We start from the raw sequence: 25513 nt of genomic DNA on the forward strand, positions 1-25513 counted from the left end.
GAACCAGCGGGCCCGCAAGACCTTGAACTTCTACACCCCGGCAGAGAAACTCGACGAACTACTACGAGGTGTTGCACTCACCGCCTGAGACCGCCTTCGGATCAGGGGCAGAATTCGACGTCTCGGCGGCGCCGGGCCGCCGACATCGTCACCGTCAGTCGCGGAACGTCTCGATCTGGGCGCCGAGCTCGCGCAGCCGGTCGGCGAGCTGCTCGTAGCCGCGCGCGATGATGTCGACGTTGCGCAGCACGGACGTGCCCTTCGCGGCCAGCATCGCGAGCAGGATGACGACGGCGGGGCGCAGCGCCGGCGGGCAGCTCACCTCGGCGCCGGACCAGTGCGTGGGCCCGGTGACGTCGAGGCGATGGGCGTCGAGCAGCCGGACGTTGGCACCGAGGCGCGTGAGGTCCGTCAGGTGGATGGCGCGCCCGTCGTAGACCCAGTCGTGGATCAGGGTGCTGCCCGTCGCGCAGGCCGCGATCACGGCGAAGAACGGCAGGTTGTCGATGTTCAGCCCCGGGAACGGCATCGGGTGGATGGTGCCCCGGGCCGCGACGAGCTCGCTCGGGTGGACCGTGACGTCGACGAGGCGCGTGCGCCCGTTGCGGGCGACGTACTCCGCGGAGCGCGTGTACCGCAGCCCCATCTCCGCGAGGGTCGTCAGCTCGATCTCCATGAACTCGATCGGGGTGCGCTCGACGGTGATCTCGGAGCCGGTGACGATGCCGGCCGTGAGCAGGCTCATCGCCTCCACCGGGTCCTCCGAGACCGCGTACTCGACGTCCGCGTCGATCTCCGCGACGCCGTGCACGTGCAGGGTCGTCGTGCCGATCCCGTCGATGCGCACGCCCAGCAGCTCGAGGTAGAAGCAGAGGTCCTGGACCATGTAGTTCGGGCTGGCGTTGCGGATGGTCGTCACGCCGTCGTGCCGGGCGGCGGCCATGATCGCGTTCTCGGTGACGGTGTCGCCCCGCTCGGTGAGCACGACGGAGACGTCTCCGCTGGTGCGCGCGACGGAGGCCGCGTAGAAGCCGGACGCGGCCGTGACCTCGAGGCCGAAGGGGCGCAGCGCGACCATGTGCGGCTCGACCGTCCGGGTGCCGAGGTCGCAGCCGCCGGCGTAGGGCAGGTCGAAGGTGCTCTGCAGCCCGAGCAGCGGGCCGAGGAACATGATGATCGAGCGCGTGCGCCGCGCCGCCTCGGCGTCGATCGAGGTGAGGTCGAGCCGGTCGGGGACGACGATCTCGAGGTCGTGGCCGTTCGGCGACCACGTCGCGCGCACGCCGATGCTGCGCAGGACGGTGAGGATGCGCTCGACCTCGACGATGCGCGCCACGTCGCGCAGCGTGGTGCGGCCCCGGTTGAGCAGCGAGGCGCACAGCAGGGCCACCGCGGCGTTCTTCGAGGAGTTCACGCGGATCGAGCCGCTGAGGGTCTGGCCCCCCGTGACGCGCAGGTGCGCGTGGCGCGGGCTGCCGAGGGTGATGATGTCCGCGGAGAGCGCGTCCGAGACGCGGGTGAGCATGTCGAGGCTGATGTTCTGCGAGCCCTGCTCGATGCGGTGGATGGCGCTCTGGCTCGTCGAGAGGCGCTCGGCGAGCTGGGCCTGGGTCAGCCCGCGGTGCTGGCGGGCGCCGCGGATGAGGGCGCCGACCTGGGCGAGGTGCTGCGGGGTCTGCTCGAGAGTCGTCATGCGGCGACCGTATCTCATGGATGAGATATCGCGGCCACGGGACAGCGTGTGGCGCGGGACGTCCACGGGACCTGCACAAGCGCGCATGCGCCCGGTGGTGTCGGGGTGCGGGTCAGGCCACGGCGTAGTAGGGCCAGGCGATCGAGGCGCCGGCGCCCTCGTACCCCTGCTCCGCGCGCCAGGCGTTGAAGCCCACGGCCCACTCCTCGTGCGCCGCCGCCTGGTAGTGGTGCAGCTCGGCGAGCTCGAACCGTGCCAGGTGCGGGTGCTGGTCCACGATCGCGTCCAGCACGCCGAGCGTCGCGACCACGTCGACGTCGGCCGTGTGCAGGCCGGCGGAGCCGGCGACGACCCCGTACACCGTGCACAGGTCCCCGAGACGACGCTTCCCGCGACGGAACCGGGCGACGGCCCGGTCCAGCACCAGCGGGTCGACGACCGGCCCGACGTCCCGGCCCAGGCGCTCGGCGAGCCGTGGCAGGCCGTGCCGCGAGAGCTCGGCGTCGAGGATCGACAGGTCGAACGAGGCGTTGAACGCGACGACCGGGGTGCCGAGCGCGAGCGCCCGGGCGATCTCGCCGGCGATCTCCTCCAGCGCCTGCGCCGGGGCGCGGCCGTGCGCCCGGGCGTGCTCCGTGGTGATGCCGTGGATCGCGGACGCCTCGGCCGGGATCGCGACTCCCGGGTCCAGGAGCCAGCTCCGCGCCGTCGTGCGCCCGCCCGGGTCGCGACGCACGAGAGCGGCGGTGACGATGCGGTCGCCGTGCACGTCCACGCCCGTCGTCTCGGTGTCGAAGCCGATCAGCGGCCCTGCGGTCCAGCTCATGGTGTCCTCGCCTCTCAGGTCGTCCTGCGCGCCCGGTGCCCCGGCGTCGAGCACGACTCTCCCAGGAGCCTCCGACACCGCCCGGCCGGCTCTGGACGCCCGGCTCCGGACGCCCGGGTTCCCGTAGTCTGTGGGCGTGAGCAACGAGATCGAGATCGGCCGTGGCAAGCGCGGGCGCCGCGCGTACTCCTTCGACGACATCGCGGTGGTCCCCTCCCGCCGCACGCGCGACCCGCGCGACGTCTCGACCGGGTGGCAGATCGACGCCTACCACTTCGACCTCCCGGTCATCGCGGCGCCGATGGACTCGGTGATGAGCCCCGCGACCGCCGTCCGGCTCGGGGAGCTCGGCGGCCTCGGGGTCCTCGACCTCGAGGGGCTCTGGACGCGGTACGAGTCGCCCGAGCCGATCCTCGCCGAGATCGCCGGCCTCGAGCCGGAGGACGCGATCCGCCGCCTGCAGCAGGTGTACGCCGAGCCGATCAAGCCGGAGCTCATCACCCAGCGCCTGAAGGAGATCCGCGCCGCCGGCGTCACGGTCGCCGGCGCGCTGTCGCCGCAGCGCACCCAGGAGCACTACCAGAGCGTGGTCGACGCCGGCGTGGACCTCTTCGTCATCCGCGGCACCACGGTCTCCGCCGAGCACGTCTCGGGCAACGCCGAGCCGCTGAACCTCAAGCGCTTCATCTACGAGCTCGACGTGCCCGTCATCGTCGGCGGCGCCGCGACGTACACCGCGGCGCTGCACCTGATGCGCACCGGCGCCGCTGGTGTGCTCGTCGGGTTCGGCGGGGGAGCGGCGCACACCACCCGGGTCTCGCTGGGGATCCACGCCCCGATGGCGTCCGCGGTGGCCGACGTCGCGGCAGCGCGCCGGGACTACCTCGACGAGTCGGGCGGCCGTTACGTGCACGTCATCGCCGACGGCGGCGTCGGCCACTCCGGCGACCTCGTCAAGGCGGTCGCGTGCGGCGCGGACGCCGTGATGCTCGGCGCGACCCTCGCCCGCGCCGACGAGGCCCCCGGTCAGGGCTGGCACTGGGGCCCCGAGGCGCACCACCCGCAGCTGCCGCGCGGCGAGCGCGTGCGCGTGGGCACCGCCGGCTCGCTCGAGGAGGTCCTCTTCGGGCCCGGCCGCCAGGCAGACGGCACCCTGAACATCGTCGGCGCGCTGCGCCGCGCCATGGCCACGACCGGATACTCCGACCTCAAGGAGTTCCAGCGCGTCGAGGTCGTGGTCTCGCCCTACCAGCCGCGGTGACCTCCGTGCGGGGCGCGCAGGACCAGGTGGTCCTGGGCGAGATCGCGGACGACGACGTGGCGGCGGTCGTGGCGCTGTGGCAGGAGTGCGGGCTCACCCGGCCGTGGAACGACCCGGACGTGGATGTCGCGGACGCCCGGCGCAACCCCACCTCCACGGTGCTGGTCGCGCGCCGCGACGGCGCGGTCGTGGGGACGGCGATGGCCGGCTACGACGGGCACCGCGGGTGGGTGTCGTACGTCGCCGTGGCGCCCGCGACGCGCACCACAGGTATCGGTCGGGCGCTCGTGCGCGCCGCCGAGCAGTGGCTCGCCGGCGTCGGCGCGACGAAGGTCCAGCTCATGGTCCGGAGCACCAACGGGGCCGTCCAGGGGTTCTACGCGCGCCTCGGGTACACCGACCAGGAGACGGTCGTCCTGGGCCGCTGGCTCGACGGCCGCCGCTGAGCCGGGGCGTCCTCGGCCGCCGTCGGCCGCCGTCGGTCGCGGTCAGCGGCCCTGGGCGACGGTGAGGGCCTGGCGCGCGATGGCGAGCTCCTCGTCCGTCGGGACCACCATGACCGTGGTGCGCGCCCAGTCGGGGGAGATCACGCGCGGCTCCTTGACCCGCCCGGCGTTGCGCTCCGGGTCGATCGCGAACCCGAAGCCCTCGAGCCCCGCCATGACCGCCGCACGGACCTCGTCGTCGTTCTCGCCGACGCCGGCCGTGAACGAGATGACGTCGACCCGGCCCAGCACGGCCGCGTAGGCGCCCACGTACTTGCGCAGGCGGTGCACGTACACGTCGAGCGCGAGCTTGGCCGGGCGGTCGCCGTCGGCGATCTTCTCGTGCAGCTCGCGGAAGTCGTTCTCGCCGGAGATCCCCTTGATGCCGGAACGCTTGTTGAGCAGCTCGTCGACCTCGTCGATGCTCATCCCGGCGTTGCGCACGAGGTGGAAGACCACCGCCGGGTCGATGTCGCCGCTGCGCGTGCCCATGACGAGGCCCTCCAGCGGCGTCAGGCCCATGGACGTCTCCACGGCCTCGCCGCCGCGCACCGCGGACGCCGAGGCGCCGTTGCCGAGGTGCAGAACGATCTGGTTGAGGTCCTCCAGCGGGCGGCCGAGCACGCGTGCGACCTTGCCCGAGACGTACTGGTGGGACGTCCCGTGGAACCCGTAGCGGCGCACCCCGTGCTGCTGGGCCACAGCGCGGTCGATCGCGTAGGTCGACGCGGCCTCGGGCAGCGTGCGGAAGAACGCCGTGTCGAACACGGCGACGTGCGGCACGTCGGGCATGAGCTCGCGGGCGACCTCGATGCCCGTCGCGTTGGCCGGGTTGTGCAGCGGCGCGAGCGGGGTCAGGTCGCGGATCTGGCGCAGCACCTCGTCCGTGACCAGCACGGGCTCGCCGAAGCGCGCCCCGCCGTGCACCACGCGGTGCCCGACGGCGCGCACGTCCGCCTCCGCGAGGCTCGGGCCGACCTCGTCGAACAGGCCGATCGCGAGGCGCAGGGCCGCGTCGTGGTCGGCCACCGGGGACTCGCGCGTCGTGCTGTTGCCGGCGAACGTGTGCTTGACGTGCCCCGGGCCGCTCTCGCCGATCCGCTCGACGATCCCCGAGGCGATCGCCTCCCCGCCCACGGGGTGCACGAGCTGGTACTTCAGCGACGACGAGCCCGAGTTCAGGACGAGGACGGAGCCGTGCGCGCCGCGCACGCTGCTGCCGGCCGTCCGCCCGGTGCTGCTCGTGCCGGTGCTGCTCGTGCCGGCGCCGCTCGTGTCGTCTCGGGTGGGGGGCGTCATGCGGGTGCTCCGTCCGTGGTCTCGGCGCCGGGGGTGGGTCCCTGCGCCTGGATGGCGGTGATCGCGACCGTGTTGACGATGTCCTGCACGAGCGCGCCGCGCGAGAGGTCGTTCACCGGCTTGTTCAGGCCCTGCAGCACAGGGCCCACGGCGACAGCGCCCGCGGAGCGCTGCACCGCCTTGTAGGTGTTGTTCCCGGTGTTGAGGTCGGGGAAGACGAAGACCGTCGCGCGCCCGGCGACGTCCGAGCCCGGGAGCTTGGACGCCGCGACGCTCGCGTCGACCGCGGCGTCGTACTGGATCGGTCCCTCGACGAACAGGTCGGGCCGGCGCTCGCGGGCGAGCGCGGTCGCCTCGCGGACCTTGTCGACGTCGGCGCCCGAGCCGGAGGTGCCCGTGGAGTAGGAGAGCATCGCGATGCGCGGGTCGACCCCGAACTGCTGGGCCGTCGCCGCGGACGAGATCGCGATGTCTGCCAGCTGGGTGGCGCTCGGGTCCGGGTTGACCGCGCAGTCGCCGTAGACGAGCACGCGGTCCTCGAGGCACATGAGGAACACCGACGAGACCACCGAGACGCCCGGGACGGTCTTGATGATCTCGAAGGACGGGCGGATCGTGTGGGCGGTCGTGTGCGCGGCGCCGGAGACCATCCCGTCCGCGAGGCCGAGGTGCACCATCATCGTGCCGAAGTACGAGACGTCCGTGACGATCTCGCTCGCGCGCTCCGCGGTCATGCCCTTGTGCGCGCGCAGGCGCGCGTACTCGTGGGCGAACCGCTCGACGTGGGCCGGGTCGTGGGGCGAGAGCACCTGGGCCGCCTCGAGGTCGAGGCCGAGCTCGATGCCGCGCGCCCGGACCTCCTTCTCGTCACCGAGGATCGTCAGGTCGGCGGCCTGCCGGCCGAGCAGGGTGGACGCCGCCCGCAGGATCCGGTCGTCGCCACCCTCGGGCAGCACGATGCGCCGGCGGTCGGCCTGGGCGCGCGAGAGCAGGTCGTACTCGAACATCAGCGGCGTCACGGCGCCGACCCGGGGCAGGTCGAGGGTCCCCAGGAGCGCCGTGCCGTCGACGTTCTGCTCGAAGAGCGCCCGTGCCGTGTCGATCTTGCGCTGTGCGTCCTTGGTGACCCGGCCCCGCACGCCGGCGGCGGCGCTCGCGGCCTGGAAGGTGTCCAGGTCGGTCCGGATGACGGGCAGCCGCGGGTCGAGGTCGGCGACGAGGTCCGCGCTCGTCGGCGGCGGGTAGAACCCGCCGTTGAGCACGATCCCGGCCAGCGACGGGAAGCCCGGGGCGGAGTGCGCCGCGATGAGCCCGATGAGCAGCTCGGCGCGGTCGCCCGGCGTGATGACGACGGCACCGTCGGTGATGCGCTCCAGCAGGTTGTCCAGGGTCATCGCGCCGACCTGGACGTCGAGCACCTCGCGGGCGAGCAGCTCCCGGTCGCCGAAGGACAGCCGGCCCTGGACGGCCTCCATGAGCGCCTGGACGGTCGGCGCGACCAGGAACGGGTCGTCCGGGATCGCCCACGCGGGCAGTGCCGGCGATCCCGGGTCGACGCCGCGCAGCGCATCGCGCACCTCGTCCAGGGTGCCGGGGACGCAGCGGTTCGCCACGATCCCGACCATCTGCCCGTGGTTCGCCCGGATCTCGGCGGCGGAGACCTCCGCGAGCTGGCGGACGTCGTCGGGCACGCGGTCCTTGCCGGAGACCACCAGGAGGACGGGCGCGCCGAGGTTCGCCGCGACCCGCGCGTTGAACGCGAGCTCGGTGGGCCCGGCGACGTCGGTGTAGTCCGTCCCGAGGACGACGACGGCGTCGCACCGCGCCGCCACCGCGTGGTACCGGGCGACGATCAGGGAGAGGGCCGCCTCGGGGTCGCGGTGGACGTCGTCGTACGTGACGCCGACGGCGTCCTCGTAGGCGAGGTCCACCGCGTCGTGCGCGAGCAGGAGCTCGAGCACGTGGTCGCGCGCCGTGTCCCCGGCGCGCCCCGTGGTGCGGGACACCGGACGGAAGACGCCGACCTTCCGTGCCCGGGCGACGAGGAGGTCCAGCACCCCGAGGGCGACGGTCGACTTGCCCGTCTCGCCCTCGGGGCTGGTGACGTACACGCTGCGGGCGAGCTCGCTCATCCGTGCGCCCCCGCGTCAGATCCTGCTCTCACTCGTTGTCCCCGCCGGTGTCCGACGCGACGGCGTCCTGGGAGAGGCCGGAGTCCCCGGCGTCGGGCCAGACCCAGTCGCGCACGGACGGCAGGTCCTCCCCGTGGGTGCGGGTGTACTCGCGGGCCTCCAGGCGCGCGTCGACCATGCGCTGGCGCAGGCCTGCACGGCTCGCACCGAGCGACGGCACCCGGTCGATCACGTCGATGACCAGGTGGAACCGGTCGAGGTCGTTGAGCATGACCATGTCGAACGGCGTCGTCGTGGTGCCCTCCTCCTTGTAGCCGCGCACGTGGATGTTCGCGTGCCCGCGGCGGCGGTACGTGAGGCGGTGGATGAGCCACGGGTACCCGTGGTAGGCGAAGATCACCGGCTTGGTCGCCGTGAAGATCGTGTCGAAGTCCTTGTCGGAGAGCCCGTGCGGGTGCTCCTTCTCGTCCTGCATGCGCATGAGGTCCACGACGTTGACCACGCGGACCTTGAGGTCGGGGATCTCCCGGCGCAGGATGTCGGCCGCCGCGAGCGCCTCGAGCGTGGGCACGTCGCCCGCGCAGCCGAGCACGACGTCCGGCTCCTCGCCCTCGACCTCGGTGCCCGCCCAGTCCCAGATGCCGACGCCGCGGGTGCAGTGGGCGACGGCCTGCTCCATGGTGAGGAAGTTCGGGGCCGGCTGCTTGCCGCTGACGACGACGTTGACGTACTGCCGGCTGCGCAGGCAGTGGTCGTACGTCGACAGGAGGGTGTTGGCGTCCGGCGGGAGGTAGACGCGGACGATCTCGGCCTTCTTGTTCATCACGTGGTCGATGAACCCGGGGTCCTGGTGGCTGAACCCGTTGTGGTCCTGGCGCCACACGTGCGAGGACAGCAGGTAGTTCAGGCTCGCGATCGGGCGGCGCCACGGGATGTCGTCGGTCACCTTGAGCCACTTGGCGTGCTGGTTGAACATCGAGTCGATGATGTGGATGAACGCCTCGTAGCAGTTGAACAGGCCGTGGCGGCCGGTGAGGAGGTAGCCCTCCAGCCAGCCCTGGCACTGGTGCTCGGAGAGCATCTCCATCACGCGCCCGGCGCGGGCGAGGTGCTCGTCCACGTCGGGGCCGACGAAGTCGGCGTTCCACTGCTTGTCGGTCGTCTCGAAGACGGCCTGGAGCCGGTTCGACGCCGTCTCGTCCGGCCCGAAGATCCGGAAGTTGTCCGGGTTGCGCCGGATGACGTCGGTCAGCCAGTTCCCCAGGATCTTCGGCGCCTCGCTGATGGAACCGCCGGGGACCGGCACGTCCACGGCGTAGTCGCGGAAGTCCGGCAGCCGCAGGTCGCGCAGCAGCAGGCCGCCGTTGCCGTTCGGGTTGTCGCTCATCCGCAGCTGCCCGCTCGGCGCCAGCGCGCTGATGTCCTGCGCCACGCGGCCCTCGTCGTCGAACAGCTCCTCCGCCTTGTACGACTGGAGCCACGAGCCGAGCACGCCGAGGTGCTCCGGGGTGTCGCGCGCGCTGGCGAGGGGCACCTGGTGGGCGCGCCACGAGCCGACGGTCTTCTTGCCGTCGATCGTGTCGGGTCCCGTCCAGCCCTTCGGGGTGCGGAAGACGATCATCGGCCACAGCGGGCGGGACTCGTCGCCGCCGGCGGCGCGCGCCTTGATGTCCGCGATGTCGTCGAGGACCTCGTCCAGCATCGCGGCGAACCGCCGGTGGATCTCCACGTGCGGCTCGTCGTCGAACCCGGCGACGAACACGTGCGGGGTGTGGCCGTACCCGCGCATGAGGTCGACGAGCTCCTCGTCGCTGATCCGCGCGAGGACCGTGGGGTTCGCGATCTTGTACCCGTTCAGGTGCAGGATCGGCAGGACGACGCCGTCCTGGCGCGGGTTGACGAACTTGTTCGAGTGCCAGCTGGTCGCCAGCGGGCCGGTCTCGGCCTCACCGTCCCCGACGACGGTCGCGACCAGGAGGTCGGGGTTGTCGAAGGCCGCGCCGTAGGCGTGCGAGAGGGCGTAGCCGAGCTCGCCGCCCTCGTGGATCGAGCCCGGCGTCTCGGGCGCGACGTGCGACGGGATGCCGCCGGGGAAGGAGAACTGGCGGAACAGCCGGCGCACGCCCTCCGCGTCCTGCGTGATGTCGGGGTAGACCTCGCTGTAGGTCCCGTCGAGGTAGGTCGAGGCGACGAGCCCCGGGCCGCCGTGGCCCGGGCCGGTGACGAAGATGGTCGACTGCTCGCGCTCGGCGATCGCGCGGTTGAGGTGCGCGTAGAGGAAGTTCAGCCCGGGCGTGGTGCCCCAGTGGCCGAGCAGGCGCGGCTTGACGTCGTCGCGGCTCAGCGGCGTGCGCAGCAGCGGGTTGTCGAGGAGGTAGATCTGCCCGACGGACAGATAGTTCGCGGCCCGCCACCACCGGTCGATCGTCTCGAGCGTCTCGTCGGACATCTCGCCGGCGCCCCGGCGCCACTCGGTCTCGACGGTACGGGCGGTCGTGATGCTCATCGCGCACTCCTCGCAGGGCTGGGGATGGTGTCTCCATACAACCGCATCGGGCACCGGCCTGCCCGCGCTCGGGAGCGCCGCCCGGTGTGACGTGCGAGACGGGGCGCCGGCCCCGGACCGGAGGCCCCGCGGGGCCGACTACCGTGGTGCCGTGACCGATCCCGCCGCGCCCCGCCCGTCGTTCTGGGCCGTGGCCCGGCGGCCCCGCATGGTCGGTGTCCTGCTGCTCCTGCTGCTCGCCGCGGCGGTCTGCGCCCGGCTCGGCGTGTGGCAGATCGACCGCGCCCAGGAGCGGGGCGAGCTCGCCGAGAAGCAGGCCGCCGCGGAGCGTACGTCGGACGGCCCCGAGGGCCTCGGCACCCTCCTGCCGCCGCAGCAGGGCATGCCGGGCGACCTCGTCGGCCGCTCGGCCTGGGTCGAGGGCTCCTACGAGCCGGACGGCCAGCTGCTCGTCGCGGACCGGGTGCTGCACGGCGAGAACGGCTTCCTGGTGCTGTCGCCGCTGCGCGTCAGCGACGACGGGACCGGCGGGGCCTCCTGGGCGGACCTCTCGGGGCCGCCGGTCGTGCCGGTCGTGCGGGGCTGGGTCCCGCAGGACGTCGTCGGCGACGACGGCGCCGTCCTCCCGTCGGCGGCGGCCGAGCTCGCGCCGCCCGCCGGGCCCGTCCGCGTGACGGGGTACCTCCAGGCGGGGGAGGCGACGGGTGACGGGGGCCTCCCGGCGGGGCAGACCGACGCGATCTCCACGGCGGCGCTCGCGAACTCGTGGGGCCCGCCGATCTGGTCGGGCTACGTCGTGCTCTCGTCGTCGGACCCGGGCCAGGTCGCGGCCGAGGACGGCGGGCCGGCCCTGCTCGGGCGCCCCACCCTCTCCGGCGGCGAGGGGCTGAACCTGCAGAACGCGTTCTACGCGCTGCAGTGGTTCGTGTTCGGCGGGTTCGCGGTGGCGCTGTGGGTGCGCCTCGTGCGCGACGAGGCGTCCGGGCGGCGCGGGATCGCCCAGATCGCCCTGCCCGACGAGGAGGTCGCCCGCGAGTGAGCGCGCGCCCCCGCCCGCGCTACTCGTGCTGCCAGGACTCCCACAGCCGCGCGTAGCCGCCACCGGCCGCCACCAGCTCGTCGTGCGTGCCGATCTCCACGACCCGCCCGGCGTCGACGACCGCCACCCGGTCCGCGTCGTGCGCGGTGTGCAGGCGGTGGGCGATGGCCACGACGGTGCGCCCGGCGAGCACGGCGTCGAGCGAGCGCTCGAGGTGCCGCGCCGCGCGGGGGTCGAGCAGCGACGTCGCCTCGTCCAGGACCAGGGTGTGCGGGTCGAGCAGCACCAGCCGCGCGAGCGCGACCTGCTGCGCCTGGGCGGGCGTGAGCACGTGCCCGCCCGAGCCGACGACCGTGGCCAGCCCCTGGGGCAGCGCCTGCGCCCAGCCGGCCGCGTCCACGGCCTCGAGCGCCTCGGCGAGCCGGGCGTCGTCGGCGCCTGTGTCCGCGAGGCGCAGGTTGTCGGCGAGCGTGCCCACGAACACGTGGTGCTCCTGGGTGACCAGGGCCACGTGGCCGCGCAGCTCGTCGAGCGGCAGCTCCACCAGCGGCACCCCGCCGACCGTGACGCTCCCGGCCGTGGGCGGGTGGATCCCGGCGAGCATGCGGCCGAGCGTCGACTTGCCCGCGCCGGAGGGGCCCACGACGGCCAGCCGCTCGCCGACGCGCAGGTCGAGGTCGATCCCGTGCAGGACGTCGTGCCCCTCGCGGTAGGCGTAGCGCACCTCGCGCACCCGGACGGACTCGTCGGCCGGACGGGCGGCGCCCGCCGCGCGGTCCGGCGGCACGAGGCCCACGCCGACGATCCGCGCGAGCGAGACGGCGGCGACCTGGATCTCGTCGAGCCAGAAGACCAGGTCGAACACCGGCCCGCCGAGCTGGGAGCCGAACGCCGTCACCGTGGTGACGGTGCCGATCGTCGCGTGCCCCTGGGAGACCAGCCAGCCGCCCCAGAGCAGCACGGCGACCGGCGCGACCGCCATGGCGGCGTCGAGCGACGGGATCAGGCGCAGGCGCAGCCCCAGCGTCCGGCGCTCGGCGGCGAAACCCTCGGCGAGGTCGCGGTCCACGCGGCGGCGCACGCGGGCGCCCAGGTGCAGGGCGTCGGTCGTGCGGGCGCCCTCGACGGCCTCGGTGATGGTCCCGTTGAGGGTCGCGTATGCGGCGGACTCGCGCAGGTAGGCCGGGGTGGCCCGGGCCAGGTACCTGCGCGTCGCGACGACCACGAGCGGGACGCCGACGACGAGGCCGAGGGAGACGAGCGGCGCCGCGAGGAACGACGCGACGAGCGTCAGCACGATCGTGATGACGCACACGAGGACGCGCGGCACGCCGAACCGGATGGCGTGCTGCAGCTTGTTGACGTCGTTGGTGGTGCGCGCGACGAGGTCGCCCGTGCCCGCGCGCTCGACGACGGACAGGGGCAGCCCCGTGAGCCGGCGCATGAAGTCCTCGCGGAGCTCGGCGAAGACCTCCTCGCCGAAGACCATGGACGCCTGCTGCGCGAAGCGCACCACGACGGCCTGCACCACGACCGCCGCGACGAGCAAGAGGACGAGCCGGTCGACGTGCGCGGCGGTGGTGCCGCGCGCGACCTCGTCGACGAGGCGCCCGAGCAGGAACGGCCCGGCGAGGCCGACGACGGCGCCCACGGTGTGCAGCGCGGCCATGCCGGCCAGGGCACGGCGGTGCGCGCGGAACAGGTCGGCCGTCGCCGCCCGGACCTGGGCGCGGTCGGCGATCGGAAGCAGGGTCTCGCTCATCGGGCCTCCTCCTTCTCGTCGGCCCGCCCGGGCGCGCCCTCGGGCGTGCCCTCCTCCGCGCCCCGGCCGACGACGGCGCGGTAGCGCGCGGACGCGTCGTGCGCGGCGCCGAGCAGCTCGTGGTGGGTGCCGCGCGCGACGACCCGGCCGCCGTCGAGCAGCGCGACGTCGTCCATGTGCTCGAGCACGAGCGGGCTGGCGGTGACGACGAGCGTCGTGCGACCGCGGCGGACCTCGGCGACGCGCTCGGCGATGCGCGCCTCGGTGTGCGCGTCGACGGCGCTGGTCGGCTCGACCAGCACGAGGATCTCGGGGTCCGTGAGCAGGGCGCGGGCGAGCGCGACGCGCTGGCGCTGGCCGCCGGAGAGGGAGCTGCCCTTCTCGGGCAGGACCCCGTCGATCCCGTCCGGGACGGAGTCGAGCACGTCCTGGGCGTCGGCGACGAAGAGGGCGTGCAGCAGCTCGGCCTCGACGGCGCGGCCCCGAGCGTCGAGCTCTTCGGCGAGGGGACCGGAGAACAGGTGCGGCGTGGCCTCCGAGACGACGACGCGGTGGCGCAGGTGGGTGCGGTCGAGGTCACCGAGGCGTACGCCGCCGAGGCGCACGGGGTACGCCGCCTCCGCCGCGTCGTCGAACCGGCCGAGCCGGGTCGCCACCCGGGCCGACTCGTCCGGCCGCGCGCACACGAGCCCGACGACCTCCCCGGGCCGCAGGACGAGGCCGCTCGACTCGTCGACGAGCTCGGCGCCGGGGTCCGGCGCGTCGGCCGGGTCGGCTGCCTGCGGGGTGGCGCCCTCCACGCGCAGCACCGCCTGGACCTTGCGCAGCGAGACGAGCGCGCGGGTGGCGATCTGCAGCATCTGCGTCGCGAGCTGCAGCGGCCAGGAGAGGAAGGCCGCGTACACGTAGAAGGTGACGAGCTGGCCCGGGGTGACGTCCCCGGCGATCGCGCCCCGCGCGCCGATCCACAGGACGAGCGCCACGAGCAGGCCGGGGAGCAGCACCTGCAGCCCGTCCAGCCACGACTGGACCGTCGCCACCCGGACGCCCTCGGCGCGCACGCGCTGGGACTGGGCGGCGTACCGCCCCGCGAACACGCCCTCGCCGCCGATGCCGCGCAGGATCCGCAGCCCGGAGACGGTGTCGGAGCCGAGCGACGTGAGGTGGCCGGTCTCCTCGCGCTGCGCCGCCTGGCGCGCGTGCAGCGGGCGCACCAGGAGGCCCAGCACGCCGGCGACCACCGGGATCCCGAGGGTCACGACGAGCCCGAGCGTCAGCGACCGGGACAGCATGATCGCGGCGACCACCCCGTACGCGACGACGCCGCCGACGAACCGCCCGGCCATCGCGAAGACCTCGCCGACGCGCATGGTGTCGTTCGCCACCGCCGCGACGACCTCGCCGGTGGGCAGCGTGCGGGTGATGCGGTGGCCGGTCCGCGAGGCGCTGCGCCCGATCTGCTGGGCGAGCCGGTAGGTGCTGCGCAGCCAGCTCTCCACGTCGAACCGGTGGCTGAAGGCGCCGGCGGCGACGAGGACGGCCGCGTTGGCGAGCATGAGGGCGCACCAGGTGAACAGCTGCGGGCCGAACCCGTGCGCGACGCCGTCGTCGATCGCCCGGCCGATGAGCAGGGGCGTGGCCGCCTGCGAGACCATCGCCACGGTCCCGGCGGTCAGCGACAGCGCCAGCAGGCCGCGCTGGCGGGAGGCGACCCACCACAGGGCGCGGCCCGGGGTGGTCAGCGGGAGCTCGCCGGGATCGGTGAGGGGGAGGGGGCGCACGGGATCTAGCATGGTGGACGGGTCCGACACGGATCCACACCTTTTGTCACCCGTCGTGAGGAACCGTCTCGATGAGCACAGCGGACAGCAGCACCGGCCGGACCGCCACGGGCGCAGGGCCCGGCGGCGGGGCTCCGGTCCCGGACGCGCAGCAGGTCCTCGCCGCGGTGCGCAAGGCCCGCGGGGCGCTCGCGCGCTACCGGTTCATGGCGCTCCTGACCGGGACGATGCTGCTGGTGCTGTGCGTCGAGATGATCTACAAGTACCTCCTCGTGGACCTCGCCGGCGTCTCCGACGCCCTCCTGCCGTACATCGAGTGGGTCCCCTTCGCGCACGGCTGGATCTACGTCGTCTACCTCGTCACGGTGCTCGATCTCTGGGCGAAGATGCGCTGGGGCTTCGGCCGCCTGGTCACGCTCGTGCTCGCCGGCGTCGTGCCGGTGATGTCGTTCGTCCTCGAGAAGCGGGTCGTGCGCGACGTCGGCGCTCGGCTGGACGCGCTGGAGGCCTCGCGCGCGCAGCGTCCCGCCCCGGCGGGCGGTCCCGGGACCGAGGGCTGACCCGGTGGCCGACCAGCGGGTCCGGCGGTTGGCCCCGCTCGTCGAGCCGGGCCCGGAGCTCACGGGCGACCGGCTCGCGCGGTACGCGCGCCACGTCGTGCTGCCCGGGATCGGCACCGAGGGTCAGCGCCGCCTCGCGGCGGCGCGCGTGCTCGTCGTCGGCGCGGGCGGCCTCGGCAGTCCCGCCCTGCTCTACCTGGCCGCCGCGGGCGTGGGGACCCTCGGGGTCGTGGACGACGACGTCGTCGACGTCTCGAACCTCCAGCGCCAGGTCCTGCACGGGGTCGCCGACGTCGGGCGCACCAAGGTCGACAGCGCGCGCGACGCGGTCGCCGCGCTCGATCCCGCGACGCGGGTGGTCGCGCACCGCGTCCGCCTCGACGCCGGCAACGTCCTGGAGATCCTGCGCGGGTACGACGTGGTGCTCGACGGCGCCGACAACTTCGCGACCCGCTATCTCGTCTCGGACGCCGCCGAGGTGCTCGGCCTGCCGGTCGTGTGGGGCTCGATCTACCGGTTCGGCGGCCAGGTCTCCGTGTTCTGGGGCGCGCCGCGGTTCGCGCCCGACGACGTCGGCCCGGACGCCGCTGCGCGTACGGGGCGGGGGCCGACGTACCGCGACGTCTTCCCCCAGCCCCCGCCGCCGGGCACGGTGCCCGACTGCGCGACCGGTGGGGTGTTCGGCACGATGTGCGCGAGCATCGGCGCCGCCATGGCGACGGAGACGGTCAAGCTCGTGACCGGCGTCGGCCGCTCGCTGCACGGGCGCCTCGCGGTGCACGACGCGCTCGAGGGCACGTGGCGTGAGCTTGCCGTCCGCCCCGACCCCACGCGCGCACCGGTCGCCGCGCTGCTCGAGGGCCCCGGCGCCTACGCGGCGTTCTGCGGGCTGCCCGGCGCGGGGGACGGCGGCACCGACCGTGCCGCCGCAGCAGCGAGCCCCTCGACCGCGTCGGTGCGCGAGCTCGCCGCTGCCGTCGAGGGAGGCCTCGGCGACTGGGAGGTCCCGGGCGACGCGCGGCCGGTGCTGCTCGACGTGCGCGAGGAGTGGGAGGCGCAGATCGTCGCGGTCCCGGGCGCACGGCTCGTGCCCAGCGGCACGTTCCTCGGCACGTCCGCCGGCGCGCACGCGGCGCTCGCGGACCTGCCGACCGACCGACCGGTGCTCGTGCTGTGCAAGGCGGGCGCGCGCTCGGCGCGGGTGGCCGACGCCGCGCGCGAGGCAGGGGTCGACGCCCGCACGGTCGACGGCGGCATCCTCGCCTGGGTGGACGAGGTCGCCCCGCACGAGCGCACCTACTGACCGGCCGCCGACCGGTTCCCTCAGAGTGCGAGGTCGAGGTTGCCCGCGCGGATCATCCCGCCGACCGGCGAGGACGCCAGCGCCCGCTCGCGCCGCGGGATCCGCCCCGCCAGGGCTGCGTCACGGCCCGCCTGGACCGCGCGCCGCATCGCCCGGGCCATGCGCACCGGGTCCTCCGCGCGGGTGACGGCGGTGGCGAGCAGGACCCCGTCGCAGCCGAGCTCCATGGCCTGCGCCGCCTCGGACGCCGTGCCGATCCCCGCGTCGAGGATGACGGGGACGCCGGCGGCCGTCGTGATCGCCGCGATGTTGCGGGGGTTGCAGATCCCGAGGCCGGAGCCGATCGGCGCGCCGAGCGGCATCACCGCGGCGCACCCGACGTCCTCGAGCCGGCGCGCGACGACCGGGTCGTCGTTCGTGTACGGCAGGACGACGAACCCGTCGCGCACCAGGACCTCGGCCGCCTCGACGAGCCCGGCGACGTCCGGCAGCAGCGAGACGTCGTCGGCGATCACCTCGAGCTTGACCCAGTCCGTGCCGCACGCCTCGCGGCCGAGCCGTGCGGTGAGCACGGCCTCGCGCACGGAGAAGCAGCCGGCGGTGTTGGGCAGCGCGCGGATGCCGAGCCGCTCCAGCAGGCCCCACATGCCGGCGTCCTCGCCCGCGCCGGGCGCGGCCACCCGCCGCAGCGCGACCGTCGTCAGCTCGGTGCCCGAGGCGACGAGGGCCTCCTCGAGGGTCAGCAGGCTCGCCGCGCCGCCGGTGCCCATGACGAGGCGCGACCCCAGCGCGGTGCCGGCGACGACGAGGGGGTCGGTGCTCTCAGCCACCCTGCACCGCCGTGACGATCTCGAGCCGGTCGCCGTCGACGAGCAGCGTCGTGCGCCACTCGCCGTGCGGGACGACGGCGTCGTTGACCGCGACCGCGACGCCGCGCGGGCGGTCGTCGGGCGCGGCCGGGGGGACGAGGGAGGCGACGACGGACGCGACGTCCGTCGCGCCGTCGAGCGGGAAAGGGGCGCCGTTGACGGTCGCCGCGGGTCGGGTGGTGCGGGTGCTCATCGGGTCCTCCGAGGGGTGGGTCGCGGTGTGCGGTCGGTGAGGCGGCGGGGGTCGACGGCGGCGACGGAGCCCGGGAGCGCGCCACCCGTGAGCGTCGCCACGACGGCGTCGCCCGTGATCGGCGCGAGCAGCACGCCGTTGCGGTGGTGGCCGGTCGCGAGCACGAGTCCCGGGACGCCGGACGCGCCGACGAACGGCAGGTTGTCCGGTGTCGCGGGCCTCGCCCGCGGGGTGATCTCGACGAGCGCGAGCTCGTCGACGGCGGGCAGCAGCGCCCGCGCGTCGCGCAGCAGGGCGAAGACGGCACCGGCCTCGGCGCGGCGGTCGTCCGGCTTCTCCTCGCTCGACGCGCCGATCACCACCTCGCGGCGCGGAGCCCCGGTGCCCGGGTCGGTCCCGGGCGCGCGCGGCACGACGTACACGGCCCTGCTCTGGACGCGGCCGCGCACCACGTGGTCGAGGTCGAACCACGCGGGCGCGTCCAGGCGCAGCGTGAGCCCCTTGACCGGGCGGGTCGGCGCGTCGACCGGCAGCCCCGCGAGCAGCGACGACGACCGCTCGCCCGCCGCGAGCACCACGGTCCCGGCCTGGTGCTCCTCGCCCCGGTCGTCGACGACGCCGGTGACCCGGACGCCGTCGTCGGTCGTGCCGGTCCCGACGAGCAGCCGCGCGACCCGGCGGGGGAGGATGCCGCACCCGGGCGTGCCGACCACCGCCCGGCGCAGGGCGCGGTGGGCGGCGCGGGGGTCGACCTGGTGGTCGTCCGCGGCCCAGGACGCCCCGGCGACGGAGCCGACGAGGGGCGAGCGGCGGCGCGCCTGCGCCGCGGTGAGCTCGGTGATCGCCATGCCCCACCGCTGCTGCGTCCGGGCGAGGCGGCGCGACTCGGCGAGGTCGTCGGCGTCGTAGGCGAGCGTCATCGTGCCCGTGGCGCGCAGCCCGACGTCGGTCCCGGAGGCGTCCTCGAGCTCCTGGGCGAAGCGCGGCCACCGCCGCGCGGAGTCGACGTTCATGCGGGCGAGGCGGTCCTCGCCGTACTCGGCCTCGGTGACGGCGGCGAGCATTCCGGCGGCGGCCCAGGTCGCGCCGTCGCCGGGGGACGCGTCGAGGACCGAGACGGTCAGGCCGGCGCGGGTGGCGCGCCACGCCACGGCGAGGCCGATGATCCCGGCGCCGACGACGAGGACGTCGGGCGGGCCCGTGGGTGGGCCGGGTGCGGCACTGTTCATGGGTGCTCCCTTCGCCGGCATGACCCGGATCAGGTTCGACGGTCGGCGGATCTCGCCCTCTCAGCCCCGGCGGGGCTCCCGTGCACGGCCAGGCTAGCGCGCCGGGCCGCGCGCGGCGCCCGGGCGCCCGCGCGTCGGTACACTCGCCGCGATGACCGACGACGCCGCCCGGACCGCCGACCGACTGGCCGCCGCGCGGCTGTACCTGTGCACGGACGCCCGCGAGGAGCGCGGCGACCTCGAGGAGTTCCTGCACGCCGCGCTGCGCGGCGGGGTCGACGTCGTCCAGCTGCGGGACAAGACCCTCGACGTGCGGCGCGAGCTGGCGCTCCAGGAGCTCGTGGCATCGGTGGCCGGCGAGCACGGGGCGCTGTGGGCGGTCAACGACCGCGCCGACGTCGCGCGGCTGGTCGGTGCCCCGGCCCTGCACACCGGCCAGGACGACCTCCCGGTCGTGGCGTCGCGGCGGCTGCTCGGGCCGGGGGCGCTGCTCGGCCGCTCGACGCACTGCGCCGCGCAGGCCGCGGCGGCCGAGGCGGACGCCGACGTCGACTACTTCTGCGTGGGCCCGCTGTGGGCGACGCCCACCAAGCCGGGCCGTGCCGCCGTCGGCCTCGACCTGGTGCGCGAGGTCGCGGCGACCCGTCCGCGGACCCCGTGGTTCGCCATCGGCGGCGTCGACGGCGACCGCCTCGAGGAGGTGCTCGACGCCGGGGCGACGCGGGTCGTCGTCGTCCGCGCGATCACGCGGGCGACGGACCCGGAGGCGGCCGCGCGCGCGCTGCGAGAACGGCTGCCGGGCGACTGAGACGGTGACTGTCGCCCGGCGCGCCGCCGGTATCCTGGCCCGGTGACCGCCATCCCCGCAGATCCCGCGACCGACGACGTCCTGCCCGTGCCCACCCCGAGGCCCGTCCTCGTCGTCGACTTCGGTGCGCAGTACGCCCAGCTCATCGCCCGGCGCGTGCGCGAGGCGAACGTGTACTCCGAGATCGTGCCGCACTCCGCGACCGTCGAGCAGATGCTCGCCAAGGACCCGGTCGCCATCATCCTGTCGGGCGGCCCGTCGTCGGTCTACGCCCAGGGCGCGCCGTTCGTGGACCCCGCCCTGTTCGACGCCGGCGTCCCCGTCCTGGGCATCTGCTACGGGTTCCAGGCGATGGCGAAGGCGCTCGGCGGGACCGTCGCCCAGACCGGGCAGCGGGAGTACGGCGGCACGGAGGTCGAGGTCTGCTCCGCGGGCGTGCTGCTGGCCGGCACCCCGGAGCACCAGACCACGTGGATGAGCCACGGCGACTCCGTGCACGAGGCGCCGGAGGGCTTCGAGGTGCTCGCCACGTCGTCGGGCTCCCCGGTCGCGGCGTTCGAGGACGGCTCGCGGCGGCTCTACGGGGTGCAGTGGCACCCCGAGGTCAAGCACTCGGCGCACGGCCAGGCGGTGCTCGAGCACTTCCTCTACGAGGGCGCGGGCCTCGCGCCCGACTGGACGGCGAGCAACGTCGTCGCCGACCAGGTCGCCGCGATCCGCGCGCAGGTCGGCGACGCGCGCGTCATCTGCGGACTGTCCGGCGGCGTGGACTCCTCGGTCGCCGCCGCCCTCGTGCAGAAGGCCGTCGGGGACCAGCTGACCTGCGTGTTCGTCGACCACGGGCTGCTGCGCGCGGGGGAGGCGGAGCAGGTCGAGCGCGACTTCGTGGCCGCGACCGGCGTGCGCCTCATGGTCGTCGACGCGCGCGAGCGGTTCCTGGCCGCCCTCGCGGGGCAGAGCGACCCCGAGACCAAGCGCAAGATCATCGGGCGCGAGTTCATCCGCGTGTTCGAGGACGCCGCCCGCGACGTCGTGGCCGACGCCGGGCAGCACGGCGACGAGGTGCGCTTCCTGGTCCAGGGCACGCTCTACCCCGACGTCGTCGAGTCCGGCGGGGGCGAGGGCGCCGCGAACATCAAGTCGCACCACAACGTGGGCGGGCTGCCCGACGACCTGCAGTTCTCGCTCGTCGAGCCGCTGCGCACCCTCTTCAAGGACGAGGTCCGCGCCGTCGGCCTCGAGCTGGGCGTGCCCGAGGAGATCGTCTGGCGCCAGCCGTTCCCCGGGCCGGGGCTCGGCATCCGGATCGTCGGCGAGGTCACCGGCGAGCGCCTCGAGATCCTGCGCGCCGCCGACGCGATCGCGCGCGAGGAGCTCTCCCGGGCCGGGCTGGACCGCGAGATCTGGCAGTGCCCGGTCGTGCTGCTCGCCGACGTGCGCTCCGTCGGCGTGCAGGGCGACGGCCGCACCTACGGGCACCCGATCGTGCTGCGGCCGGTCTCGTCCGAGGACGCGATGACCGCCGACTGGACGCGCCTGCCGTACGACGTCCTGTCGGTGATCTCGACCCGCATCACCAACGAGGTGAGCGAGGTCAACCGGGTGGTGCTCGACGTCACGAGCAAGCCGCCGGGCACCATCGAGTGGGAGTGAGCCGCCGTCAGCCCAGCACCGAGCAGGGCTTCCCGCCCAGCAGGGTGTAGAGGGCGTCCGCGCCCGGGCCGGAGGTCGACGCGCCGACGAAGCCGAAGGTCGTGCGCTCGCCGGGGCGGAGCGTGGCGTTCCACGACAGGTTCGACGCGGTGATGTGGTTGCCGACCTGGACGACGTCGCTGCTCCAGTAGTTCTGGATCCTCTGCCCGCCCTCGAACCACCACTGCAGGTCCCAGCCGCGCAGGGTGGAGGTGCCGGTGTTCTGCACCCAGAGCTGGGTGGTGAATCCCTGCGGCCACGCTCCGTGCACGGTGTAGCCGACCGCGCAGGTCGGCCGGGCGAGGGCAGGCTGGGCGCCGGTGACGAGCTCGTGCGCCATCTCCGGGAACCATCCGCCGGCCGGCGGGTCCACCGTGCCGCGCTCGGGGTCCTGCGGGCCGTCGGTGCCGCGATAGCACTGCCCGTCGGACTCGCCGGGCACCTTGATCCACAGGTAGGCGTCGACCACGGCGTCGGGCGTCGTGGTGCTGGGCGTCTCGCCCACCCCGCGCCCCGGCGGGTTGCACCACACCTCCGGGTCGTCGTTGCTCGCGTCCCCGTCGCCCGGCGTGTAGCCGCCGGCCGGGGCGCCCGTCCAGGGCCCCTGCCCGTTGCGGGAGGTGTCGAGCACGGCGTGCGCCTGGTGCTCCCGGTCGCGCGTCAGGCCCAGGGAGGCGAAGTCGGCGGTGTACTTGTCGTCGACGGCGCCCCAGGTCGAGACGTCGGCCGCATCGAAGCCGTCGAGACCGCTGTACTGGCTCGCGCAGTAGGCGGGGACGAACCAGTCCGGGCCCTGCGTCGAGAGCGCGATGCAGTCGGAGACCCACCCCGCGTAGGCCGTGAGGTTCTCGGTCGCCTCGTAGTTGGAGGCGTTGAGGAAGAACCCGTCGGCCTTCTCCACGCCGGCGCGCACCAGGCGGTCGGCGGCGTCGCCGGCGCCGAGCCAGCTGCTGTGGGTGCCGTCGAGGTAGACCGAGGTCCCGTCGAGGCCGGTCAGCCGGTCCACGGCGTAGCTGAGCTGGGTGAACCGGTCGTCGGCCGCGGTGGCGCTGTCGAGCTCGGCAGGCTGGCACCATCCGGGAGTCTGCTCCCAGGCGACGGTCCCGTCATATGGCGTCCACCAGGGGATGATGCCGAGGCCGTCCGGCTCGAGGATCACGATCGCGTCGCGGTCCCCGATGCCGGCGGCGACCTCGTCGACGAACGACTCGTACTCCGCCGTGTCCTTCGCGCCGCCCGCCGAGTACTGCGCGCAGTCCCGGAACGGCAGGTCGTACACGACGAGCGTGGGCACCGAGCCGTCGGCCTGTGCGGCGCGCGTGACGCGCTCGGCCTCGGCGCGCGTGTCCTTGCCCTTGTCCCCGGTCAGCCACGTCGCGGTGGCGTGCCCGCCGAGCAGGACCGCCTCCTGCTTCGCCCGGCCCTCGAGCGCCGCGGCGGCCTCGAACGTGGAGCTGTGCGGGTCGACCCAGAGGCGCTGGCCGGAGGGGTCGACGGCCTGCGCGGGGAGCGCGGCGAGGCCGGCGCCGAGCGCGAGCGCGACGGCCGTCGCCAGGGCGAGCAGCGGGCGGGCGCGCCGCGCCGCGGCACCGGGCTGGTGGGAAGTGGGCTGGTGGGAAGTGTGCTGGCGGGACCGGCGGGTACGTGCCATGGAAGCGCTCCCAAGCTCGTGGTCGTCCGTGGCGCCGTTGCCCCGGACGGCTGCGACAGTCCCGAGAGACGCACGTCACAGCGGTACCCACCGTAGGTGGCGGGCCCGCCCGGGTCAACGTCGGCACCGTGCGCTCGGTCCCGCCCCCGGGGCGGCGTCGGGCGCCCGGCCGCGCGGATACCCTCGACCCATGCGCATCGTCCACGTCACCGACTGCTTCGCGCCGCGGACGGGCGGGATCGAGTCGCAGGTCGGCGACCTCGCCGCCGCGCAGGCCCGCGCGGGCGACGAGGTGCACGTGACGACCGCGACCTTCGGCGCGCAGGGCCAGCACGGCGGAGCCGTGGAGGAGACGCGCGGCGTGCGGGTGCACCGGCTCGGCTCCCGCTTCACCGGCGGGCTCCCCGTGAACCCGTGGTCGGGACCGCGGCTCATGCGCGCGGTCCTGCGGGACGTGCGGCCCGACGTCGTGCACGTGCACGCCGGTCTGGTCGCGCCCTTCGCCTACGACGGCGCCAGGACCGCCAGGGCGGCGGGGATCCCCACCGTGGTCACGTGGCACTCGATGCTCGACGGCGGCATCCCCGTCCTGCGCGCGGGCAGCAAGGTGCTCGGCTGGCGCTCGTCCCGGATGGTGCCCACGGCCGTCAGCCACGCCGCCGCGCGGCGCGTGGAGAAGGTGCTCGGCCTCGCCCCCGGCGAGGTCCCCGTCGTGCCGGACGCGATCGACGTCGCCGCCTGGCACGCCGTCGCGGCCCGCCGGGAGACGGACCCGGCCGCGCCGGTGCGGTTCGTGACGACGATGCGCCTCGAGCCGCGCAAGCGCGGGCGGCACCTGGTGGAGGCGTTCGCCCAGGCGCTGCGCGCGCTGCCCGACGGCGCGGCGCGGCTGACGATCATCGGTGCGGGATCGGAGGACGCGCTGCTGCGCTCGCGCGTGGCGCGCCTCGGGCTCGGGGACCGCGTCACGATGGCGGGGCGGCTCACGCGCGAGGAGGTCACCGCGGCGTACGCCACGGCGGACGTCTTCTGCTCGCCCGCGATCCTCGAGGCGTTCGGCATCGCGGCGCTCGAGGCGCGCTCGGCGGGCCTCGCCGTCGTCGCCCGCCGCGGGACGGGGGTCGAGGAGTTCGTCGACCACGAGGTCGAGGGGCTCCTGGTCTCCAGCGACGACGAGCTGGCGGGCGCGATGGTGCGCCTGGTCCGGGACCGCGCGCTGCTCGGGCGGCTGCTCGAGCACAACCGCGACCACGCGCCACGCTTCACCTGGGACGTGGTGACGCAGCGCGCCGCCGAGGCGTACGCGGAGGCATCGGCCCGAGGCTGAGCGTTGTCTGGACACGCCCTAGATGTCCGTTCAGCCGCTTCTGCGCGACGCCCGAGGTGCGGTGGACTAGCGTGACGAGCGTCAGCCCGGTGGGACGCGGAGCTGCTTCGAAGAGGCCGAGCGCCCCGAGCGGGGGACTGCGTACGACGACTCGATCACCCGTTGCAGTTGGCCGACGAAGGAGCCCAGCATGTCGAACACCGTCACCGTCTCACCGACCCGCGGCGTCAGAGGCATCGGCCTCCTGTCGATCATCGCCGGGATCATCCTCATCGTCGCCGGTGCGGTCACCTGGATCACGGTCAGCTCCCAGCTCGACGAGCAGAAGATCACCGTCTCCGACGACGCGGACTTCCTCGCGGGCGACCAGGTCAACGGGCCGTTCTCGGCCTACGCCCAGGCCGAGGTGATCGACAAGCACGCGCTCGAGGCCACCGGCGGGAAGACGTACGCCGAGCTCGACCAGGACGACCCGACGCGCGAGACCGCGATGACCGCCTCGTTCCTGCGCGCGTCGCTCTTCACGTCGGTCGTCGCGTACGGCGTGTGCGCCCTCGTGTTCGGCCTCGGCATCATGTTCATCCTGCTGGGCGTCGCGCTGCGGCGGCTGGCGGGCGGGCCGTCCGTCTCGATCGAGAGCGCCGGCGACGACTCGTCCGCCCGCGGGGCTGCCGCGGCGGCCGCCCCCGCCGCGGCAGCGCCGGCCGCGGCACCCGTCGCGCCCGCTCCTGCCGCCGCGGCCCCAGCTCCGGCCGCCCCCGCTCCGGCCGCCTCGGCCGCGCCGGCCGAGGGTCAGACCTCGAACGAGCCCGCGGACGCGGCTCCCGAGGCACCCGTCCGCCGTCCTGCGCACGCGGCGCCCGGTGCGGCTCCCGGGGAGGAGCCTGTCGTCCCGCCGGCGGCGGCCGACCAGGCCCCGGCCTCTCCCGGGCCGGAGCCGACCGACGAGGACCGTCCCCGCCCCTGAGGGCGATCGCCGACCGGAAGGGACCGGTCGGACCGCAGCGACGACGCACCGAGGGCGGTGGGGCAGGTGCCCCACCGCCCTCGGTGCGTCCCGGTGCCGTCCGCCCGAGGGTGCGGCGGTCAGGTGGCGG

At 74.7% G+C, this 25513-nt stretch carries 20 protein-coding genes and 1 riboswitch; of the genes, 9 read left to right on the top strand and 11 right to left on the bottom strand.

Features of this window, described 5'->3' with window-relative positions; genetic code table 11:
* Positions 1-154: 154 nt before the first annotated feature.
* The gene (locus tag EDF32_RS00830; protein ID WP_123306657.1) at positions 155-1693 is read right to left on the bottom strand and encodes a UDP-N-acetylglucosamine 1-carboxyvinyltransferase; all 1539 of its coding nucleotides are present in this window, start codon (positions 1691-1693) and stop codon (positions 155-157) included.
* Between the two features lie 112 nt (positions 1694-1805).
* On the bottom strand, positions 1806-2519 hold the full coding sequence (locus EDF32_RS00835; RefSeq protein ID WP_123306709.1) for an exonuclease domain-containing protein: 714 nt from the start codon (positions 2517-2519) through the stop codon (positions 1806-1808).
* A gap of 136 nt (positions 2520-2655) precedes the next feature.
* On the opposite strand from EDF32_RS00835, the gene EDF32_RS00840 reads away from it, so the two are divergent.
* On the top strand, positions 2656-3780 hold the full coding sequence (locus EDF32_RS00840; protein WP_123306710.1) for a GuaB3 family IMP dehydrogenase-related protein: 1125 nt from the start codon (positions 2656-2658) through the stop codon (positions 3778-3780).
* Positions 3777-4226 (top strand): GNAT family acetyltransferase, encoded by a 450-nt coding sequence (locus tag EDF32_RS00845; RefSeq protein ID WP_123306658.1) that lies wholly within the window; start codon positions 3777-3779, stop codon positions 4224-4226. The genes EDF32_RS00840 and EDF32_RS00845 overlap by 4 nt, the downstream gene beginning before the upstream one ends.
* A gap of 42 nt (positions 4227-4268) precedes the next feature.
* Here the strand turns inward: EDF32_RS00845 and EDF32_RS00850 are convergent, their stop codons facing one another.
* Genes EDF32_RS00850 through EDF32_RS00860 form a run of 3 tightly spaced genes read right to left on the bottom strand, consistent with a single transcriptional unit; the run spans position 4269 to position 10202 of the window.
* On the bottom strand, positions 4269-5564 hold the full coding sequence (locus EDF32_RS00850; protein WP_123306659.1) for an acetate kinase: 1296 nt from the start codon (positions 5562-5564) through the stop codon (positions 4269-4271).
* On the bottom strand, positions 5561-7696 hold the full coding sequence (pta, locus tag EDF32_RS00855; RefSeq protein ID WP_123306660.1) for a phosphate acetyltransferase: 2136 nt from the start codon (positions 7694-7696) through the stop codon (positions 5561-5563). Before pta ends, EDF32_RS00850 begins: the two co-directional genes overlap by 4 nt.
* A 28-nt stretch (positions 7697-7724) precedes the next feature.
* Complete coding sequence (locus EDF32_RS00860; protein ID WP_123306661.1) at positions 7725-10202, bottom strand: phosphoketolase; 2478 nt, start codon at positions 10200-10202, stop codon at positions 7725-7727.
* 151 nt (positions 10203-10353) lie between these two features.
* Here EDF32_RS00860 and EDF32_RS00865 point away from each other — a divergent pair, with 151 nt between their 5' ends.
* The gene (locus EDF32_RS00865; protein WP_233565603.1) at positions 10354-11241 is read left to right on the top strand and encodes an SURF1 family protein; all 888 of its coding nucleotides are present in this window, start codon (positions 10354-10356) and stop codon (positions 11239-11241) included.
* 19 nt (positions 11242-11260) lie between these two features.
* Here the strand turns inward: EDF32_RS00865 and EDF32_RS00870 are convergent, their stop codons facing one another.
* Complete coding sequence (locus EDF32_RS00870) at positions 11261-13003, bottom strand: ABC transporter ATP-binding protein (protein ID WP_123306662.1); 1743 nt, start codon at positions 13001-13003, stop codon at positions 11261-11263.
* The gene (locus tag EDF32_RS00875) at positions 13000-14784 is read right to left on the bottom strand and encodes an ABC transporter ATP-binding protein (protein WP_370449875.1); all 1785 of its coding nucleotides are present in this window, start codon (positions 14782-14784) and stop codon (positions 13000-13002) included. The genes EDF32_RS00870 and EDF32_RS00875 overlap by 4 nt, the downstream gene beginning before the upstream one ends.
* Positions 14785-14855: 71 nt before the next feature.
* Here EDF32_RS00875 and EDF32_RS00880 point away from each other — a divergent pair, with 71 nt between their 5' ends.
* Both EDF32_RS00880 and EDF32_RS00885 read left to right on the top strand, forming a co-directional pair.
* On the top strand, positions 14856-15344 hold the full coding sequence (locus EDF32_RS00880; RefSeq protein WP_123306663.1) for a DUF3817 domain-containing protein: 489 nt from the start codon (positions 14856-14858) through the stop codon (positions 15342-15344).
* A gap of 4 nt (positions 15345-15348) precedes the next feature.
* A complete protein-coding gene (locus EDF32_RS00885; protein WP_123306664.1) occupies positions 15349-16647 on the top strand; it encodes a ThiF family adenylyltransferase in 1299 nt (432 codons plus the stop codon).
* A gap of 20 nt (positions 16648-16667) precedes the next feature.
* Here EDF32_RS00885 and EDF32_RS00890 read toward each other — a convergent pair whose 3' ends face one another.
* The 3 genes from EDF32_RS00890 to thiO all read right to left on the bottom strand — a co-directional run bounded on the left by EDF32_RS00890 (position 16668) and on the right by thiO (position 18938).
* Positions 16668-17417, bottom strand: coding sequence for a thiazole synthase (locus EDF32_RS00890; protein WP_123306713.1), 750 nt, complete (start codon positions 17415-17417; stop codon positions 16668-16670).
* Positions 17418-17469: 52 nt separating this feature from the next.
* On the bottom strand, positions 17470-17709 hold the full coding sequence (thiS, locus tag EDF32_RS00895) for a sulfur carrier protein ThiS (RefSeq protein ID WP_123306665.1): 240 nt from the start codon (positions 17707-17709) through the stop codon (positions 17470-17472).
* The gene (gene thiO / locus EDF32_RS00900; protein WP_123306666.1) at positions 17706-18938 is read right to left on the bottom strand and encodes a glycine oxidase ThiO; all 1233 of its coding nucleotides are present in this window, start codon (positions 18936-18938) and stop codon (positions 17706-17708) included. Before thiO ends, thiS begins: the two co-directional genes overlap by 4 nt.
* Positions 18928-19030: riboswitch (TPP riboswitch) on the bottom strand. Its footprint overlaps the gene before it by 11 nt.
* 59 nt (positions 19031-19089) lie before the next feature.
* On the opposite strand from thiO, the gene thiE reads away from it, so the two are divergent.
* Together thiE and guaA are read left to right on the top strand one after the other, a co-directional pair.
* Positions 19090-19746 (top strand): thiamine phosphate synthase, encoded by a 657-nt coding sequence (thiE, locus tag EDF32_RS00905; protein ID WP_123306667.1) that lies wholly within the window; start codon positions 19090-19092, stop codon positions 19744-19746.
* Between the two features lie 51 nt (positions 19747-19797).
* Complete coding sequence (gene guaA, locus EDF32_RS00910) at positions 19798-21399, top strand: glutamine-hydrolyzing GMP synthase (RefSeq protein ID WP_305037910.1); 1602 nt, start codon at positions 19798-19800, stop codon at positions 21397-21399.
* 7 nt (positions 21400-21406) lie between these two features.
* On the opposite strand, the gene EDF32_RS00915 is transcribed toward guaA, so the two are convergent.
* Entirely contained in the window at positions 21407-23089 is a 1683-nt protein-coding gene (locus EDF32_RS00915; protein ID WP_123306668.1) for a glycoside hydrolase family 6 protein, read from the bottom strand.
* Positions 23090-23279: 190 nt separating this feature from the next.
* On the opposite strand from EDF32_RS00915, the gene EDF32_RS00920 reads away from it, so the two are divergent.
* Positions 23280-24416 (top strand): glycosyltransferase family 4 protein, encoded by a 1137-nt coding sequence (locus tag EDF32_RS00920; protein WP_158614035.1) that lies wholly within the window; start codon positions 23280-23282, stop codon positions 24414-24416.
* Between the two features lie 190 nt (positions 24417-24606).
* Positions 24607-25383 carry a hypothetical protein gene (locus EDF32_RS15030; RefSeq protein ID WP_370449878.1) on the top strand — a complete coding sequence of 259 codons (777 nt, stop codon included), beginning with the start codon at positions 24607-24609 and terminating at the stop codon, positions 25381-25383.
* The last annotated feature ends 130 nt before the right edge of the window (positions 25384-25513 follow it).

This window comes from Cellulomonas sp. PhB143 (assembly GCF_003752595.1).
Taxonomy (GTDB): Bacteria; Actinomycetota; Actinomycetes; order Actinomycetales; family Cellulomonadaceae; genus Paraoerskovia.

Bases quoted from the DNA above. Each gene is read 5' to 3' on its own strand.
- EDF32_RS00915 (WP_123306668.1), bottom strand. From the start codon at position 23,089: ATGGCACGTACCCGCCGGTCCCGCCAGCACACTTCCCACCAGCCCACT.
- EDF32_RS00830 (WP_123306657.1), bottom strand. From the start codon at position 1,693: ATGACGACTCTCGAGCAGACCCCGCAGCACCTCGCCCAGGTCGGCGCC.
- EDF32_RS00850 (WP_123306659.1), bottom strand. From the start codon at position 5,564: ATGACGCCCCCCACCCGAGACGACACGAGCGGCGCCGGCACGAGCAGC.
- EDF32_RS00890 (WP_123306713.1), bottom strand. From the start codon at position 17,417: ATGGGCACCGGCGGCGCGGCGAGCCTGCTGACCCTCGAGGAGGCCCTC.
- thiO (WP_123306666.1), bottom strand. From the start codon at position 18,938: ATGAACAGTGCCGCACCCGGCCCACCCACGGGCCCGCCCGACGTCCTC.
- EDF32_RS00860 (WP_123306661.1), bottom strand. From the start codon at position 10,202: ATGAGCATCACGACCGCCCGTACCGTCGAGACCGAGTGGCGCCGGGGC.
- EDF32_RS00835 (WP_123306709.1), bottom strand. From the start codon at position 2,519: ATGAGCTGGACCGCAGGGCCGCTGATCGGCTTCGACACCGAGACGACG.
- thiS (WP_123306665.1), bottom strand. From the start codon at position 17,709: ATGAGCACCCGCACCACCCGACCCGCGGCGACCGTCAACGGCGCCCCT.
- EDF32_RS00870 (WP_123306662.1), bottom strand. From the start codon at position 13,003: ATGAGCGAGACCCTGCTTCCGATCGCCGACCGCGCCCAGGTCCGGGCG.
- thiE (WP_123306667.1), top strand. From the start codon at position 19,090: ATGACCGACGACGCCGCCCGGACCGCCGACCGACTGGCCGCCGCGCGG.
- EDF32_RS00880 (WP_123306663.1), top strand. From the start codon at position 14,856: ATGAGCACAGCGGACAGCAGCACCGGCCGGACCGCCACGGGCGCAGGG.
- EDF32_RS00920 (WP_158614035.1), top strand. From the start codon at position 23,280: ATGCGCATCGTCCACGTCACCGACTGCTTCGCGCCGCGGACGGGCGGG.
- EDF32_RS15030 (WP_370449878.1), top strand. From the start codon at position 24,607: ATGTCGAACACCGTCACCGTCTCACCGACCCGCGGCGTCAGAGGCATC.
- pta (WP_123306660.1), bottom strand. From the start codon at position 7,696: ATGAGCGAGCTCGCCCGCAGCGTGTACGTCACCAGCCCCGAGGGCGAG.